This window comes from Actinomadura madurae (genome assembly GCF_900115095.1).
Taxonomy (GTDB): domain Bacteria; phylum Actinomycetota; class Actinomycetes; order Streptosporangiales; family Streptosporangiaceae; genus Spirillospora; species Spirillospora madurae.
Map to the genome: position 1 here is coordinate 269,590 of NZ_FOVH01000010.1, position 14,382 is coordinate 283,971.

The 14,382-nt window shown below is 72.4% G+C and carries 12 protein-coding genes and 1 pseudogene; 12 read left to right on the forward strand and 1 reads right to left on the reverse strand.

Translation table 11 applies throughout. The annotated features are described in order from the left end of the window. Window positions 1-79: 79 nt before the first annotated feature. The 10 genes and pseudogenes from BM339_RS50105 to BM339_RS52965 form a co-directional block, all read left to right on the forward strand. Window positions 80-1,072: an Acg family FMN-binding oxidoreductase gene (locus BM339_RS50105; protein ID WP_021593478.1), complete on the forward strand. Its 993-nt coding sequence runs from the start codon at window positions 80-82 to the stop codon at window positions 1,070-1,072. Window positions 1,073-1,291: 219 nt separating this feature from the next. Further along, window positions 1,292-2,458, forward strand: a complete 1,167-nt coding sequence (locus tag BM339_RS27150) for an MFS transporter (protein ID WP_024935794.1) — start codon at window positions 1,292-1,294, stop codon at window positions 2,456-2,458. A 39-nt stretch (window positions 2,459-2,497) separates the two neighbouring features. Further along, on the forward strand, window positions 2,498-6,190 hold the full coding sequence (locus BM339_RS27155) for a nitrate reductase subunit alpha (protein ID WP_075022654.1): 3,693 nt from the start codon (window positions 2,498-2,500) through the stop codon (window positions 6,188-6,190). A 1-nt stretch (window position 6,191) separates the two neighbouring features. After that, the gene (narH, locus tag BM339_RS27160; RefSeq protein ID WP_075022655.1) at window positions 6,192-7,910 is read left to right on the forward strand and encodes a nitrate reductase subunit beta; all 1,719 of its coding nucleotides are present in this window, start codon (window positions 6,192-6,194) and stop codon (window positions 7,908-7,910) included. Next, window positions 7,907-8,584: a nitrate reductase molybdenum cofactor assembly chaperone gene (narJ, locus tag BM339_RS27165; RefSeq protein ID WP_075022656.1), complete on the forward strand. Its 678-nt coding sequence runs from the start codon at window positions 7,907-7,909 to the stop codon at window positions 8,582-8,584. Before narH ends, narJ begins: the two co-directional genes overlap by 4 nt. Further along, window positions 8,581-9,354, forward strand: a complete 774-nt coding sequence (narI, locus tag BM339_RS27170; RefSeq protein ID WP_075022657.1) for a respiratory nitrate reductase subunit gamma — start codon at window positions 8,581-8,583, stop codon at window positions 9,352-9,354. The genes narJ and narI overlap by 4 nt, the downstream gene beginning before the upstream one ends. A 130-nt stretch (window positions 9,355-9,484) precedes the next feature. Further along, window positions 9,485-9,898, forward strand: a complete 414-nt coding sequence (locus tag BM339_RS27175; RefSeq protein WP_021593472.1) for a nitroreductase family deazaflavin-dependent oxidoreductase — start codon at window positions 9,485-9,487, stop codon at window positions 9,896-9,898. A gap of 65 nt (window positions 9,899-9,963) precedes the next feature. Next, on the forward strand, window positions 9,964-10,383 hold the full coding sequence (locus BM339_RS50855) for an MMPL family transporter (protein ID WP_075022658.1): 420 nt from the start codon (window positions 9,964-9,966) through the stop codon (window positions 10,381-10,383). Further along, complete coding sequence (locus BM339_RS52960) at window positions 10,380-10,658, forward strand: MMPL family transporter (RefSeq protein WP_476920301.1); 279 nt, start codon at window positions 10,380-10,382, stop codon at window positions 10,656-10,658. Before BM339_RS50855 ends, BM339_RS52960 begins: the two co-directional genes overlap by 4 nt. A gap of 80 nt (window positions 10,659-10,738) precedes the next feature. After that, window positions 10,739-11,038: pseudogene (locus BM339_RS52965) on the forward strand (MMPL family transporter); the annotation flags it as partial. Between the two features lie 13 nt (window positions 11,039-11,051). On the opposite strand, the gene BM339_RS27195 reads toward BM339_RS52965, so the two are convergent. Continuing rightward, entirely contained in the window at window positions 11,052-12,281 is a 1,230-nt protein-coding gene (locus BM339_RS27195; protein ID WP_075022661.1) for a nuclear transport factor 2 family protein, read from the reverse strand. A 135-nt stretch (window positions 12,282-12,416) separates the two neighbouring features. Here BM339_RS27195 and BM339_RS47935 point away from each other — a divergent pair, with 135 nt between their 5' ends. Then, window positions 12,417-13,970 (forward strand): AfsR/SARP family transcriptional regulator, encoded by a 1,554-nt coding sequence (locus tag BM339_RS47935; protein ID WP_177287790.1) that lies wholly within the window; start codon window positions 12,417-12,419, stop codon window positions 13,968-13,970. A 216-nt stretch (window positions 13,971-14,186) separates the two neighbouring features. Next, window positions 14,187-14,378: a hypothetical protein gene (locus tag BM339_RS27210; protein ID WP_021593468.1), complete on the forward strand. Its 192-nt coding sequence runs from the start codon at window positions 14,187-14,189 to the stop codon at window positions 14,376-14,378. Window positions 14,379-14,382: the final 4 nt, after the last annotated feature.

Sequence of the window (14,382 nt, forward strand, 5' to 3'; positions counted from 1 at the left end):
CGGCCCTGGTCCGGGGGACCTTCGGCTCTGCCGCCGCCCGCCCGCGTCGGGTCGTCTGGAAATGAGGGAGGGAGAAGATATGCAGACCACCAGGAGCACGGTGCGGGACGACATCCTCCGGGCCGTCGGGGACGCGGTGTGGGCGCCCTCGGTGCACAACACCCAGCCGTGGCGGTTCGGCGTCGCCGGGACGCGGATCAGCCTGCGCGCGGACCCCGACCGCCGGCTGGACGTCGCGGACCCGGACGGCCGCGAGATGCTGATCAGCTGCGGTGCCGCCCTCTACACCCTGCGGCTCTCGCTGCGCGCGCTCGGGTACGCGCCCGTCGTCACGGTGCTGCCCGACCCCGCCCGCCCGCACCTGCTGGCCGACGTCGATCTGGAGCCCGGCGAGCCCGCGGACCGGCAGACGCTGCTGGCGCACGCGCAGATCGCCCGGCGCCGCAGCCATCGCGGCGGGTTCCCGGCGGACCCGGTGCCCCCGGAGGTGGTGGCCGCCATGCGGTACGACGCCGGGCACGAGGGCGCGCGGCTGATCGAGGCCGTCGACCCGCACGTCACGAACGCGCTGGCCGCCCTGACCGACGCGGCCGAGCACGTCCAGCGGCGCTCGCCGGCGTACGCGGCGGAGATCGCCCGCTGGGCGCCGTCGCCCCGCACGTCCCGCCAGGACGGCGTCCAGGAGCGCGCCTATCCGCGGACCGTTCCGCAGACCACGCCGAACTTCCCCGCCCGGGACTTCGCGCGCGGCCACGGCTGGGGCGTGCGGAGCGCGCCGGAGGCGGAAGCGCCCGGAGTGGTCCTGCTCCTGGTCACCGGTGCCGACACGCCGGCCGACTGGCTGCGGGCGGGGCAGGCGCTCCAGCGCGTCCTGCTGCGGGCCACGGAGAGCGGCCTCTCGGTGGCGCTCCACTCCCAGGCGTTCGAGGTGCCCGAACTGCGCGAGTTCATCCGCGCGCGGTTCTGCGCGGGCGGCCACCCGCAGCTGCTGCTCCGGCTGGGCGTCGCCGGCGCGGAGGCGCTGGGGACCGTCCGCCGGCCGGTCGAGGAGGTCGTCACCGAGGAGTCGTGACCCCGATGGGGACGAAGGTCCCTAGCGGGCCTCCGGCGGCGTCCAGCAGGGTGAGGTCCGGCGGAGATCGATCATGATTGCGCGGCTCCGGACCCGGGAAGGGCTCACCGGAAGCGGCCGGACGGCGGAAAGCGGGAAGGCACTGTGGCGGAGATACGGCGAGAGCGCACCCCCGTTTCGGCGCGTCCGGAACGGGCCAGTACGGCCCGGCCCGTGGTCATGCTGGTGATGGCCACGGCCGGGTTCGCGGTGAACTTCTGGGCGTGGGCGCTGCTCAGCCCGCTCGGCCCGCGGTTCAAGGACTCCCTGGGGCTGTCGTCGTTCGAGCAGTCGCTCCTGGTGGCCGTGCCCGTGGTGGTGGGGTCGCTCGGGCGGATCCCGGTCGGGGCGCTGACCGACCGCTTCGGCGGCCGGGTGATGTTCCCGCTGGTGTCGGTGGCCACGATCGTGCCCGTCCTGTACCTGGGGCTGGCCGGGAACTCGTCGCTGGCGGCCCTGCTGGCAGGCGGCTTCTTCCTCGGCATCGGCGGCACGGCGTTCGCGGTGGGGGTCCCCTTCGTCAGCGCGTGGTTCCCGCCCGAGCGGCGCGGGTTCGCGGTCGGGGTGTTCGGCGCGGGCATGGGCGGCACGGCGATCAGTGCCCTGACCACCGTGCAGCTCGTCGATGCGGGGGGCACGGCGACGCCGTTCGTGTTGACGGCCGCCCTGCTGGGGGTCTATGCCGTGGTCGCGTGGTTCGTGCTGCGGGAGGCGCCGGGACGGACCGCGCCCTCCGAACCGCTGGCGAAGCGGCTCGCGGCGACGGCCCGGCTGGGCGTGACCTGGCAGGCGTCGGCGCTGTACGCGGTGGCGTTCGGCGGCTATGTAGCTTTCTCGGTGTATCTGCCGACATATCTGAAGACCGAGTACGGGCTGTCGCAGGCGGACGCGGCGAACCGGATGGCGGGTTTCGTGCTGCTGGCCGTGCTGATGAGGCCGGTCGGCGGCTGGCTCTCCGACCGCGCCGGCGCCGTGCCGGTCCTGGTGGCCGGCCTCGCGGTGACGGTGGCGGGCGCGGCCGTGCAGGCGTTCACACCGCCGCTGATGCCGCTCGGGACCATCGCGTTCCTGGCGATGGCGGCGGCCCTCGGCGCGGGCAGCGGCGCGACGTTCGCCCTGGTGGCGAGGCTGGCGCCGGCGAACATGGTCGGCTCGGTCACCGGCGTGGTCGGCGCCGCCGGCGGTCTCGGCGGGTTCGTCCCGCCGCTGGTGATGGGCACGATCTACGGCGCCTACGGGTCCTACACGTTCGGCCTCGCGCTGCTGGCCGTCGTGGCGGCCGCGGCCGCGCTGTTCACCGGGACGGTCGTGCGGAGAGCGGTGACCGGCCGCCGGGCCGCGGCCTGACCGAGCCGGGATCACGACGAGAGGAAGGGTGGCAGAGGGTTGACTTCGACCGAGGGCCGGCCGGGCCTGGACGGCCCGCTGGAGGACGCGCTCGTGGGCACCCGCAGGTTCTTCACCCGCGCACGGGTGTCGCCCGACTTGCGGACGATGACCAAGAAGGGCGGGCGGCAGGCGGACGCGTTCTACCGGGACCGCTGGTCGCACGACAAGGTGGTGCGCTCCACGCACGGGGTGAACTGCACCGGATCGTGCTCGTGGAAGGTGTACGTCAAGGACGGCATCATCACCTGGGAGGCGCAGCAGACCGACTACCCGTCGGTGGGCCCGGACCGTCCGGAGTACGAGCCGCGGGGCTGCCCGAGGGGCGCGTCCTTCTCCTGGTACACCTACTCGCCGACCCGGGTGCGGTACCCGTACGTCCGGGGCGTCCTGCTGGAGATGTACCGCGAGGCCAGGGCCCGGACCGGTGATCCGGTCGAGGCGTGGCGCGCCGTCGTCTCCGACCCGGAGAAGGCCCGCGCCTACAAGGAGGCGCGGGGGCGGGGCGGCCTCGTGCGGGCCTCCTGGGACGAGGCGACCGAGATGATCGCCGCGGCGCACGTCCACACCATCAAGGAGTTCGGGCCGGACCGCGTCGCGGGGTTCTCCCCGATCCCGGCGATGTCCATGGTGTCGCACGCGTCGGGCGCCCGGTTCGTGTCGCTGGTCGGCGGGACGATGCTGTCGTTCTACGACTGGTACGCCGACCTCCCGGTGGCGTCCCCGCAGGTGTTCGGCGACCAGACCGACGTCCCGGAGTCGGGCGACTGGTGGGACGCCGGCTACCTGATCATGTGGGGGTCGAACCTGCCGGTGACGCGAACCCCTGACGCGCACTGGATGACCGAGGCCCGCTACCGGGGCCAGAAGGTCGTGGCGGTCTCCCCGGACTACGCCGACAACGTCAAGTTCGCCGACGAGTGGCTGGCCGCCCAGCCGGGCACGGACGGCGCCCTGGCGATGGCGATGGGGCACGTGATCCTCAAGGAGTTCTTCGTCGACCGGCAGGTGCCGTACTTCACCGACTACGTGAAGCGCTACAGCGACCTGCCGTTCCTGGTGCGCGTGGAGGAGCGCGACGGCGTCCACGTCCCGGGCAAGTTCCTCACCGCGGCCGACCTGCCGGGAGCCGAGGCAGAGTCGGAGAACGCGGCGTTCAAGACGGTGATCCTGGACGCGGTGACCGGGCATCCCCTCGTCCCGAACGGGTCGCTGGGCTTCCGCTACGGCGAGTCCGGCGAGGGCCGGTGGAACCTCGACCTGGGCGACGCGGACCCGCTGCTGTCGGTCGAGGGCGGGGACGCCGTCGAGGTGAGCCTGGCCCGCTTCGACGGCCTCGACGGCTCGCCGGGAACGCTCCGCAGAGGGGTGCCCGTCCGGACCGTCGGCGGTCACCTGGTCACGACGGTGTTCGACCTGCTGCTCGCCCAGTACGGGGTGGGACGGGACGGGCTGCCCGGGTCGTGGCCGTCCGGGTACGACGACGCCTCCGAGCCCGGCACCCCCGCCTGGCAGGAGGCCATCACCGGCGTCCCCGCGCAGGCGGCCGAGCGGATCGGGCGCGAGTACGCCGCCAACGCCGAGGAGTCCCGCGGCCGCTCGATGATCATCATGGGTGCCGGGACGAACCACTGGTTCCACTCCGACACGATCTACCGCACGTTCCTGGCGCTGACCACGCTGACCGGTGGGCAGGGCGTGAACGGCGGGGGATGGGCGCACTACGTCGGGCAGGAGAAGTGCCGCCCGGTGACCGGGTGGGCGCAGCTGGCGTTCGGACTGGACTGGTCCCGCCCGCCGCGGCAGATGATCGGCACCGCGTTCTGGTACCTGCACACCGACCAGTTCCGCTACGACCATTTCGACGCGGGCACCCTGTCCGCCGCGACCGGCGGCGGGCGGCTGGCCGGGCGCTCCACCGCCGACGTGATCGCGCAGGCGGCCCGGCTGGGCTGGATGCCGTCCTACCCGACGTTCGACCGCAACCCCCTCGACCTGGCCGACGAGGCGGAGGCGGCGGGCAAGGACGTCGCCGCCCACGTCGTGGACGAGTTGAAGGCCGGGCGGCTGGCGTTCGCCTGCCAGGACCCCGACGCCCCCGAGAACTTCCCCCGCGTTCTGTCGGTGTGGCGGTCGAACCTGCTCGGGTCGTCGGCCAAGGGCAACGAGTACTTCCTCAAGCACCTGCTCGGCGCCGGGTCGGCGGTGCGGGCGCAGGAGGCGCCCCCGGACGTCCGGCCCGAGGAGGTCGTCTGGCGGGACGAGGCGCCGGCCGGGAAGCTCGACCTGCTGCTGTCGCTGGACTTCCGGATGACCAGCACCACCGTCTACTCCGACATCGTGCTGCCGGCCGCGACCTGGTACGAGAAGCACGACCTGAACACCACCGACATGCATCCCTTCGTCCACTCGTTCAACCCGGCGATCGCGCCGCCGTGGCAGACCCGCAGCGACTGGCGGGCCTTCCAGGACATCGCCGCGCAGTTCAGCCGCCTCGCCGGGACGCACCTGGGCGTGCGCAGGGACGTCGTCGCGATGCCGCTGCTGCACGACACGCCGGACGAGATGGCCACCCCGCACGGGCGCGTCCTCGACTGGGCCAAGGGCGAATGCGAGCCCGTCCCCGGCGTGACGATGCCCAAGCTCGTGACGGTCGAGCGCGACTATCCGGCCGTCGCGGCGAAGATGACCGCGCTCGGCCCGCTGGCGGAGCGGCTCGGCGCGACGACGAAGGGTGTCACGTTCCAGCTGGAACGCGAGGTCGAGTACCTCAAGCACAAGAACGGCGTGGTGCGGGGCGGACCGGCCGACGGCCGCCCGTCGCTGCGGCGGGACGTGCACGCGTGCGAGACGATCCTGGCGCTGTCCGGCACCACGAACGGGCACCTGGCCACCCAGGGCTTCCGCACGGTCGAGAGACGCACCGGGCGGCGCCTCGCCGACCTGGCCGCCGAGCACGAGGGCAAGCAGATCACGTTCGCCGACACCCAGGCCCGCCCCGTCCCGGTCATCACGTCCCCGGAGTGGTCGGGGTCGGAGAGCGGCGGGCGCCGGTACTCACCGTTCACGATCAACGTCGAGCGGCTCAAGCCGTGGCACACCCTCACCGGGCGGCAGCACTTCTACCTCGACCACGACTGGATGGCCGAGCTGGGCGAGCAGCTCCCGGCGTTCCGGCCGCCGCTGAACATGACCGCCCTGTTCGGCGAGCCCGAACTCGGCGAGACGGGCGAGCTGGGGCTGACCGTCCGGTACCTCACCCCGCACAACAAGTGGTCGATCCACTCGGAGTACCAGGACAACCTGTTCATGCTGTCGCTGTCGCGCGGCGGCCCGGTGATCTGGATGAGCGGGCTGGACGCGGCGAAGATCGGCGTCCGCGACAACGACTGGATCGAGGCGGTCAACCGCAACGGCGTCGTCGTCGCCCGCGCGATCGTCTCGCACCGGATGCCCGAGGGCACCGTGTACATGTACCACGCGCAGGACAAGCTGATCGACGTCCCGCGGGCGGAGACCTCCGGGCGGCGCGGCGGCATCCACAACTCCCTGACCCGGCTGCTGATCAAGCCGAGCCATCTCATCGGCGGGTACGCGCAGCTGTCGTTCGCGTTCAACTACCTCGGCCCGACCGGGAACCAGCGCGACGAGGTCACCGTCATCCGCCGCCGGTCCCAGGAGGTGACCTACTGACATGCGCGTGATGGCCCAGATGGCGATGGTGATGAACCTCGACAAGTGCATCGGCTGCCACACCTGCTCGGTGACGTGCAAGCAGGCGTGGACGAACCGCAGCGGCGTCGAGTACGTGTGGTTCAACAACGTCGAGACGCGTCCCGGCCAGGGCTACCCGCGCCGGTACGAGGACCAGGAGCGCTGGCGCGGCGGCTGGACGCTGAACCGGCGCGGGCGGCTGGCGCTCAAGGGCGGCGGCCGGCTCCGCAAGCTTCTGACGATCTTCTCCAACCCCAAGCTGCCCGGGATCGACGACTACTACGAGCCCTGGACCTACGACTACGAGACCCTCACCGACGCGCCCCTCCAGGAGCACACCCCGGTCGCCCGGCCGAGGTCGCTGCTGTCCGGCCGGGACATGAAGGTGTCCTGGTCGGCGAACTGGGACGACGACCTCGGCGGGTCCGTCGAGCACGGCGACAAGGACGTCCTGCTCAAGGAGATCTCCGACAAGGTGAAGATGGAGTTCGACAAGACCTTCATGTTCTACCTGCCGCGGATCTGCGAGCACTGCCTCAACCCGAGCTGCGCGGCGTCCTGCCCGTCCGGCGCCATCTACAAGCGCACCGAGGACGGCATCGTCCTGGTCGACCAGGACCGCTGCCGCGGCTGGCGGATGTGCGTGTCGGGCTGCCCGTACAAGAAGGTGTACTTCAACCACCGGACCGGCAAGGCCGAGAAGTGCACGTTCTGCTTCCCGCGCATCGAGGTCGGCATCCCGACCGTCTGCTCGGAGACCTGCGTGGGGCGCCTCCGCTACATCGGGCTGATCCTCTACGACGCCGACAAGGTCCTGGAGGCGGCGTCCACCCCCGACGACACCGACCTGTACGAGGCGCAGCGGCAGGTGTTCCTCGACCCCCACGACCCGCGGGTCATCGCCGCCGCCGAGCGCGAGGGCATCCCGGCCGACTGGATCGAGGCCGCCCAGCGGTCCCCGATCCACGCCCTCATCAACACCTACAAGGTCGCGCTGCCGCTGCATCCGGAGTACCGGACGATGCCGATGGTCTGGTACATCCCGCCACTGTCCCCGGTCGTGGACGTCGTCCGCGACACCGGCCACGACGCCGAGAGCGCCGGGAACCTGTTCGCCGCGATCGACGCGCTGCGCATCCCCGTCGAGTACCTCGCCGAGCTGTTCACCGCCGGCGACACCGCCCCCGTCGACGCCGTCCTGCGGCGGCTGGCCGCGATGCGGTCCTACATGCGCGACATCAACCTCGGCCGCGAGCCCGACGAGTCCATCCCGGACGGCGTCGGGATGTCCGGCGAGGCGATGTACGACATGTACCGGCTGCTCGCGCTCGCGAAGTACGACGAGCGGTACGTGATCCCGCCCGCGCACGCCGAACAGGCCCACGGCCTGGAGGAGCTGGCCACCGAGTGCGCCCTGGACTACGAGGGCGGGCCCGGGATGGGCGGCGCCGGGACGGGCGGCGGCTCCGGCCCCTTCGGCGAGGCGTCCGGCGGCGCCAACCCGATCGCGGTCGAGAACTTCCACATGCTGCGGGAGCGGCAGACGTCCGACAACCCGGTCGACCCGGCCGACAAGCACACCCGCGTCAACCTGCTCAACTGGGACGGCAAGGGCGCCCCCGCCGGCCTGTTCCCCGCCCGCGGGCCCGAGAACCCGCCCGCCGACTCCGGCGACGCCGAAACGGAGCCCAAGCCGTGAGACCCCGACCCGCGAAGACCTCCGACGCCCAGCTGGCCGCGGCCTGGCAGGTCGCGTCCCTCCTGCTCGGCTACCCCGACGAGCAACTGCTCGCCCGCCGCCCGCTGCTCCGCCGGGCCGTGGCGGGCCTGCCCGCGCCCGTCGCCGAGCCGCTGGGCCGCGTCCTGGACCACCTGGACGCGACCGCGCCGCAGGACCTGGCCGCCGACTACGTCGCCACGTTCGACCACCGCAAACGGTGCTGCCTCTACCTGACGTACTACGCCTACGGCGACACCCGGAAACGCGGCATGGCCCTGCTCCGCTTCAAGCAGGCCTACGACGCGGCCGGGCTCGTCCTGGACGGCGGCGAACTGCCCGACCACCTCGCCGTCGTCCTCGAATTCGCCGCGACCGGCGACCTCGTCCAAGGGCGCCGGCTGCTGCTCGAACACCGCGCGGGGCTGGAGCTGTTGCGGCTGTCCCTCACCGAGTCCGGATCGCCGTGGGCGCCCGTCCTGGACGCGATCGCCGCGACCCTGCCCCCGCTGACCGGCCGCACCGAGGCGGCCGTCGCCCGCCTCATCGCCGAAGGCCCGCCCGAGGAGGAGGTCGGACTCGCCCCCTACGGGGCGGACGCGACCGCCATGGGCCCCGTCCTCCTGCCCGATCCCGTCGTTGGAGTCCGCTCATGACCGGCAGTGTCGGCGCCCTGGCCGCCGAAAACGGAGGCGATCCCGGTGTTGGAGGCATCCTTCTCTGGGTCGTCCTGCCCTACGTCACCCTCGCGGTGTTCGTCCTCGGGCACGTCTGGCGGTACCGCTACGACAAGTTCGGCTGGACGACCCGCTCGTCCCAGCTCTACGAACGGCGCCTGCTGCGCATCGGCAGCCCGCTCTTCCACTTCGGCATCCTCGTCGTGCTGCTCGGCCACGTCGGCGGGCTGGTCATCCCCGACGGCTGGACCGAGGCCGCCGGGATCACCGAGCACATGTACCACGTCGTCGCCGTGGTGCTCGGCACCATCGCCGGGTTCTGCACGCTCGCCGGGCTCGCGATCCTGATCTATCGGCGCCGCACCGTGGGACCCGTCTTCTCCGCCACGACCCGCAACGACAAGCTGATGTACGCGGTGCTCGCGCTGACCATCGTCCTCGGCCTGGCCGCCACCGTCGCGGCGAACATCGTCGGCGGCGGCTACAACTACCGCGAGACGGTCTCCCCGTGGTTCCGGTCGATCTTCTACTTCCAGCCGGACCCCGACCTGATGACCGGCGTCCCCATCCTGTTCCAGCTCCACGCCCTCAGCGCCCTGGCCCTCTTCTGCGTCTGGCCCTTCACCCGGCTCGTCCACATGCTGACCGCGCCGCTCGGCTACCTGACCCGTCCCTACATCGTCTACCGGAGCCGCGACGAGCAGCTCGGCATGCACCGCCCGCGCCGCGGCTGGGAGCAGGCCCGCTGACCGGCCCCGAGGACTCTCCGGAGCAAACCGGAAAAATTCCCTCCATTTAACTTGCGCGTTTGGGGCGGCCGTGGCACGGTTAAGTGGAGGGAATTACACCGCTTAGTGCCGCGCCCGATATGGAGCGATGATGACTTCCGCCGACCTGCCGCCCCGCCTCGCGCGGATGAGCCGCGTGCCCGCCCGCCTGCTCTCCTGGGGCGTCCCGATGGGCCCCCTCCGCCTTCTGCGCACCACCGGCAGGCGCAGCGGCCTGCTCCGCACCGCCCCCGTCGCCCTGCTGAAGTTCGACGGCCGGGAATGGCTCGTGTCGCCGTTCGGCGACACCCACTGGGTCCACAACGTTCGTGCCGACGGCCGGGCCGAAGTCGGACGAGGACGCCGCTTCCGGCGGGTGCGCCTCACCGAGGTCACCGGCGGCCGCGAGCAGGCCGTCCTGCGCGCCTACCGCCGCAAGTTCGGCATCGTCCCCTTCGTCCGCGACACCTTCGACGCCCGCCCGGACGCTCCCCGCCCGGTCTTTCTGATCGACCCGCCGTCGTAGCGCGTCCCACCGTCGGCACAGAACCCCTGCGGTCGTCGGGAGCGGGTAACGATGCCTGCGCCCCGGTGCTCGGCCCCTACGCCGGAAAGCTCGGTGAGGTCGCCACCAACGACCAGGCGTCCTTCCTGCCGCGGAGCGCCGAATCCACGCGGGTCATCGACGCGCAGCGCGCGTTCAGCCGCGAGGAGACACTGCCGCTGATCGTGGTCTGGACCGCCGAGGGCGGCGGTGGCCCGGTCCGCGAGGAGCAGCGGGACGACGCCTCGCGTGCGCTCGCCTCGCTGGCGGGCGGGCCGGGAATCGCGGGGCAGCCGTCCCCGGCGATCGCGTCCCGCGACGGCAAGGCGCTGCAGGGGGTCGTCCAGCTTCGGCCGAGCCTCGGCGACGAGTCGCCCTCCACGCTCGACGACGTGCGGCGGGCCACCGCCCAGGTGCCCGGGTCCGGGTGGACGGCCAGGTGCAGGGCATCCTGTCCATCCTCGTGATCGGGGCCGCCACCGACTACGCCCTTCTGCTGTCCGCGCGCTACCGGGAGGAACTGTCCCGGGGACCGGACCGCATGCGGGCCATGTGGACGGCATGGCGGCGGTCCCTCGGCGGGCCGCCTACTGGCCCACGAAGCCGCGTCCGGGCGAGACGGCCAGCGCGGGCGCCGGCGTGTGGCGGCGGATCGCCGGACTGGTCGACCGCCGCCCGCGGCGCGTCTGGTCCCTCTCGCTCATCGGCCTGCTCGCCTGCGCGGCCTTCGCGCCGACGCTGAACTCCAAGGGCGTGCCCCTGGACGAGGTCTTCGTCAACGACGCGCCCTCGGTGGCGGCCCAGAAGACGCTCAGCGCCGCCCTCGTCTTCGAGCATCTCTTCGGTTTCACCGGGACCGACGCGTCGGTGCCGTTGTACGGATTCGTGTTCCTGGTGGCCCTCGGCGTCGACTACAACATCTTCCTGATGTCCCGCGTCCGCGAGGAATCCCACCGGCACGGCGTCCGCCGCGGCGTCCTGCTGGGGCTGACCTCCACCGGCGGGGTCATCACCTCGCTGCTGGTGCCCGCCCTCGTCCGCGACGCGGGACCCCGGATCTGGTGGCCCAGCTCGCTGAGCCGGCACCCCGACCCTTCCGATCCACCCGACCCACCGCGCTGACGCGTCCCGGGAGCTACTCCCTGGGCGCGTCGGCGCGGTGGAAGACCTTGTTGGCGATCCGCCATTCGCCGTCCAGCCGGAGCAGCACGAAACTGTCGGTGAACACGCCGGCGCCGTGGCTCAGCGTCATCGTCGCGGTCGCGACCGTGCCGTGCCATCGGACGTGGTCGAGGCGCCGCCGGCGGGTGGCCTCGTCCTCCGCGGGACGGCCCGTGAACACCTTGCAGTACTCGTCGAGCGTCCAGGACACGAGCCGGCCGTCACGCAGACCCTCGATGTGCGCGGTGGGCCAGAAGGCCAGGCGGTGATGGTCCGCCTGCCCGGTGGCGTGGCCGGCGACGTAACGCTGGAGGGGCAGGAGGACGTCCGGCGGGGCGCTGACGCTCGGCGCGAGCGACAGGCCGTGCGGCCGTTCGGTCCCGGGGGCGACGGTGAACGCCGCGATGTCGTCGTCCGCGGCGACCGAGCCCGCGTCGAGCGCGCCCTGCACCTGCTCGTACAGCTCCGCGGCCGAAGGTGCGGTGCCGGCGAGCAGCGCGAGGTCTTTGGCCAGTGCCGCGGCGGTGAAATCGCCGTCATCGAACGACCCCTTTTCCAGCCGCTCCCGCTTGGCCCGAACCATCCCGCCGAGCGGTGTGCGCTCAAGCACCGACCAGGACCGCTCCTCGGGAAGCCCGAGCTCGCCGGCGAACGCCCTGCCGGCGCGCAGTGCCAGGAGCGTGTCGCCGAGTGCGCCGTTGGCCAGCAGCTTTGCCGCCGCGGCTTCGGCGGGGGAGGAGAGCACCATCGTCTCGCCGAGCGCCCTGAGCACCGGCGTGGCGGCGCCGGGCTCCGCGCCACCGCTGAGGATCGTGAGCGTGCCCGCGGCGACCGCGGGCAGCGAGCCGATGACCGGCGCATGGACATAGCCGGCGCCGGAGTCCCGGACCGCCTTGGCGAGTGCCTCGGCCTCACGGGGCGACACCGTGCTCGTGTTCACCACCACCGCGCCGTCCGGCAGCCGCCCGCGTACCTGGTCGATGACGCTGGAGCACGCATCGCCGTCGAACAGGCACAGCAGTACGACGGACGCGCGGCCGACCGCGGCGCCGGGATCGGACACGGTCGTGATGCCCTGCACTTCGCGCCCGGAGCGGGTCCAGCCGACGACGGAGCATCCCTGGCGGACGAGGCGGGCCGCGATGGCGGTGCCCATCCGGCCGAGGCCGAGGACGGCGATGTCTGGTGTGTCCGCAGAACTCATGCGCCGATCCTCCAGGGCGGACGAGTCCCGCGACAAGCGCAGGTTTCTCCTACCTCCCATGCGAGGCGCGCATGCCTTCGCGGCCGTCCACGTTCCGTCCACGTAATGCCCAACGGCCCTTGGCAGCCTTGGCGGATGGACGTCGAGTTCGCCTTGCTGGGGCCGTTCGAGATGCGGGCGGGTGGGCGGGACGTGCCCATGGGCGGCCCGAAGCACCGCTCCCTTCTCGCCGCCCTCCTGCTGCGGGCGGGCCGGCCGGTGCCGGTGGAGGACCTGGTCGAGGTGATCTGGGGTGACGAGCCGCCCGGCAACCCGCGCCGCGTCGTCCAGCTGTACGTCACCCGGCTGCGGCAGACGCTCGCCCCTTTCGTCTCAGGCGCCGTCATCACCACCTCGGTCGACGGTTACCGCCTCCGCGTCGCGCCGGGGCGGACGGACGTGATGCGCTTCCAGGACCGGCTGAGCGCGGCCGAGCGCGCGGCCGCCGAGGACGATCTCGACGCGGAGTCGGAGGCGCTCGGGCGCGCGCTCGCGCTGTGGCGCGGCGAACCGCTGGCCGGTGTGCCCTCCGACCGGCTGCAGCGCGAGGTCGCACCCCAACTGCGCGAGCAGCGGATGCGGACGCTGGAACGACGCTTCGATGTAGAGCTGCGCCGCGGGGTGCATCGCGAGATCGTCGGCGAGCTGTTCGCCCTAACGGCACAGCACCCGCTCCGGGAAAAGCTGTGGGCACAACTGATCACGGCCTTGCACGCCAGTGGCAGGCGCAACGACGCTCTGGACGCCTACCACACGGTGCGGCGGAACCTCACCGACGAGCTCGGGCTGGACCCGGGGGAGGAGCTCCAGGCCCTGCACGCCTTCGTCCTCGACGGCCGCCCCGGGGCGACTTCCTCCACGATGTTCCCGCCGGTGCCGAGGCAGCTTCCTCCGGGCGTTTCCGGCTTCACCGGTCGCCGTAGGGAGCTGTCCATCCTCGACACCCTCCTTGAGGATCGGCATCAGGACGCCTCCGCGACGCGGATCTGCGTGATCTCCGGTACCGCGGGCATCGGCAAGACCGCCCTCGCCGGCCACTGGGCGCACCGCGTCGCCGACCAGTTCCCGGACGGCCAGCTATGGATGGACCTCCACGGCCACGACCCGGAGAGACGCCCTTCCCCCGGGCAGGCCCTCAGAAGATTCATCCGGGCGCTCGGCACACCCGTCGAGCACGTTCCCCTGGATGTGGACGAGCAGGTCGACCTGTACCGCTCGCTCATGGACGGCCGGCGCACGCTGGTGGTCCTGGACGACGCGGAAAGCGCCGCGCAGGTACGGCCGCTGCTTCCCGGCGCGGCGGGCAGCCTCGTCGTCGTCACCAGCCGGGAACCCCTCACCGGCTTGATCGCCGCCGAGGGAGCGCGCCCGCTCGTCCTGGCCCCGCTCAGTCCAGGCGAGGCCCGCTCCCTGCTGACCGCGCGGCTCGGTCCCGGCTGGGCCGCGACCGAGCCCGCAGCGGTGGACAAGATCATCGATCTGTGCGCCAGGTCGCCGCTGGCGCTCACGGTCGCGGCGGCCCACGCCGCGCTCGGTGGAGACGCCTGCCTCGACGGCGTCGCGACGGCGCTTCGAGCCGGACGCGGGCCCCTCGACCGCGGCCCGCACCGGACGCCGAGGGTCACCGATGCCCACCGGTGGCGAAGATGAAGCAGATCCGGCGCCCGCGCAGTCCGGCCGCACGCCCTGGAACGAGCCCCTTCACAAGCGGCCGTGGGCGCCGCCCTTTGCTCGTGAAACCGATCTGAAGCCGCCGGATGCTCTGATGGACATCCGGCCGGCACGTCCGCCGCATGGCGCGGAGCCGGGGGCGCCGGCGTTCGCCTCGGACCGAAGGCCGAGGTGGGTCAAGGAGGGTGGAAGGCAATGCTCACGAAGATCGAAAGGCTCGGCGACCGGCTGCTCAGCCTGGTGGTCCCGCACGCGAACGCGTCCGCCGAATGCACGTGCACCTACGTCGGGGACTGCGACGTAAGCCGCCTCCGGTGGTACTGCTGCCGGTACACCCCGGCGGGCCAGAGCTGCTACTACGAGTGCAACTACCGCAACCCCTGCTGACCAC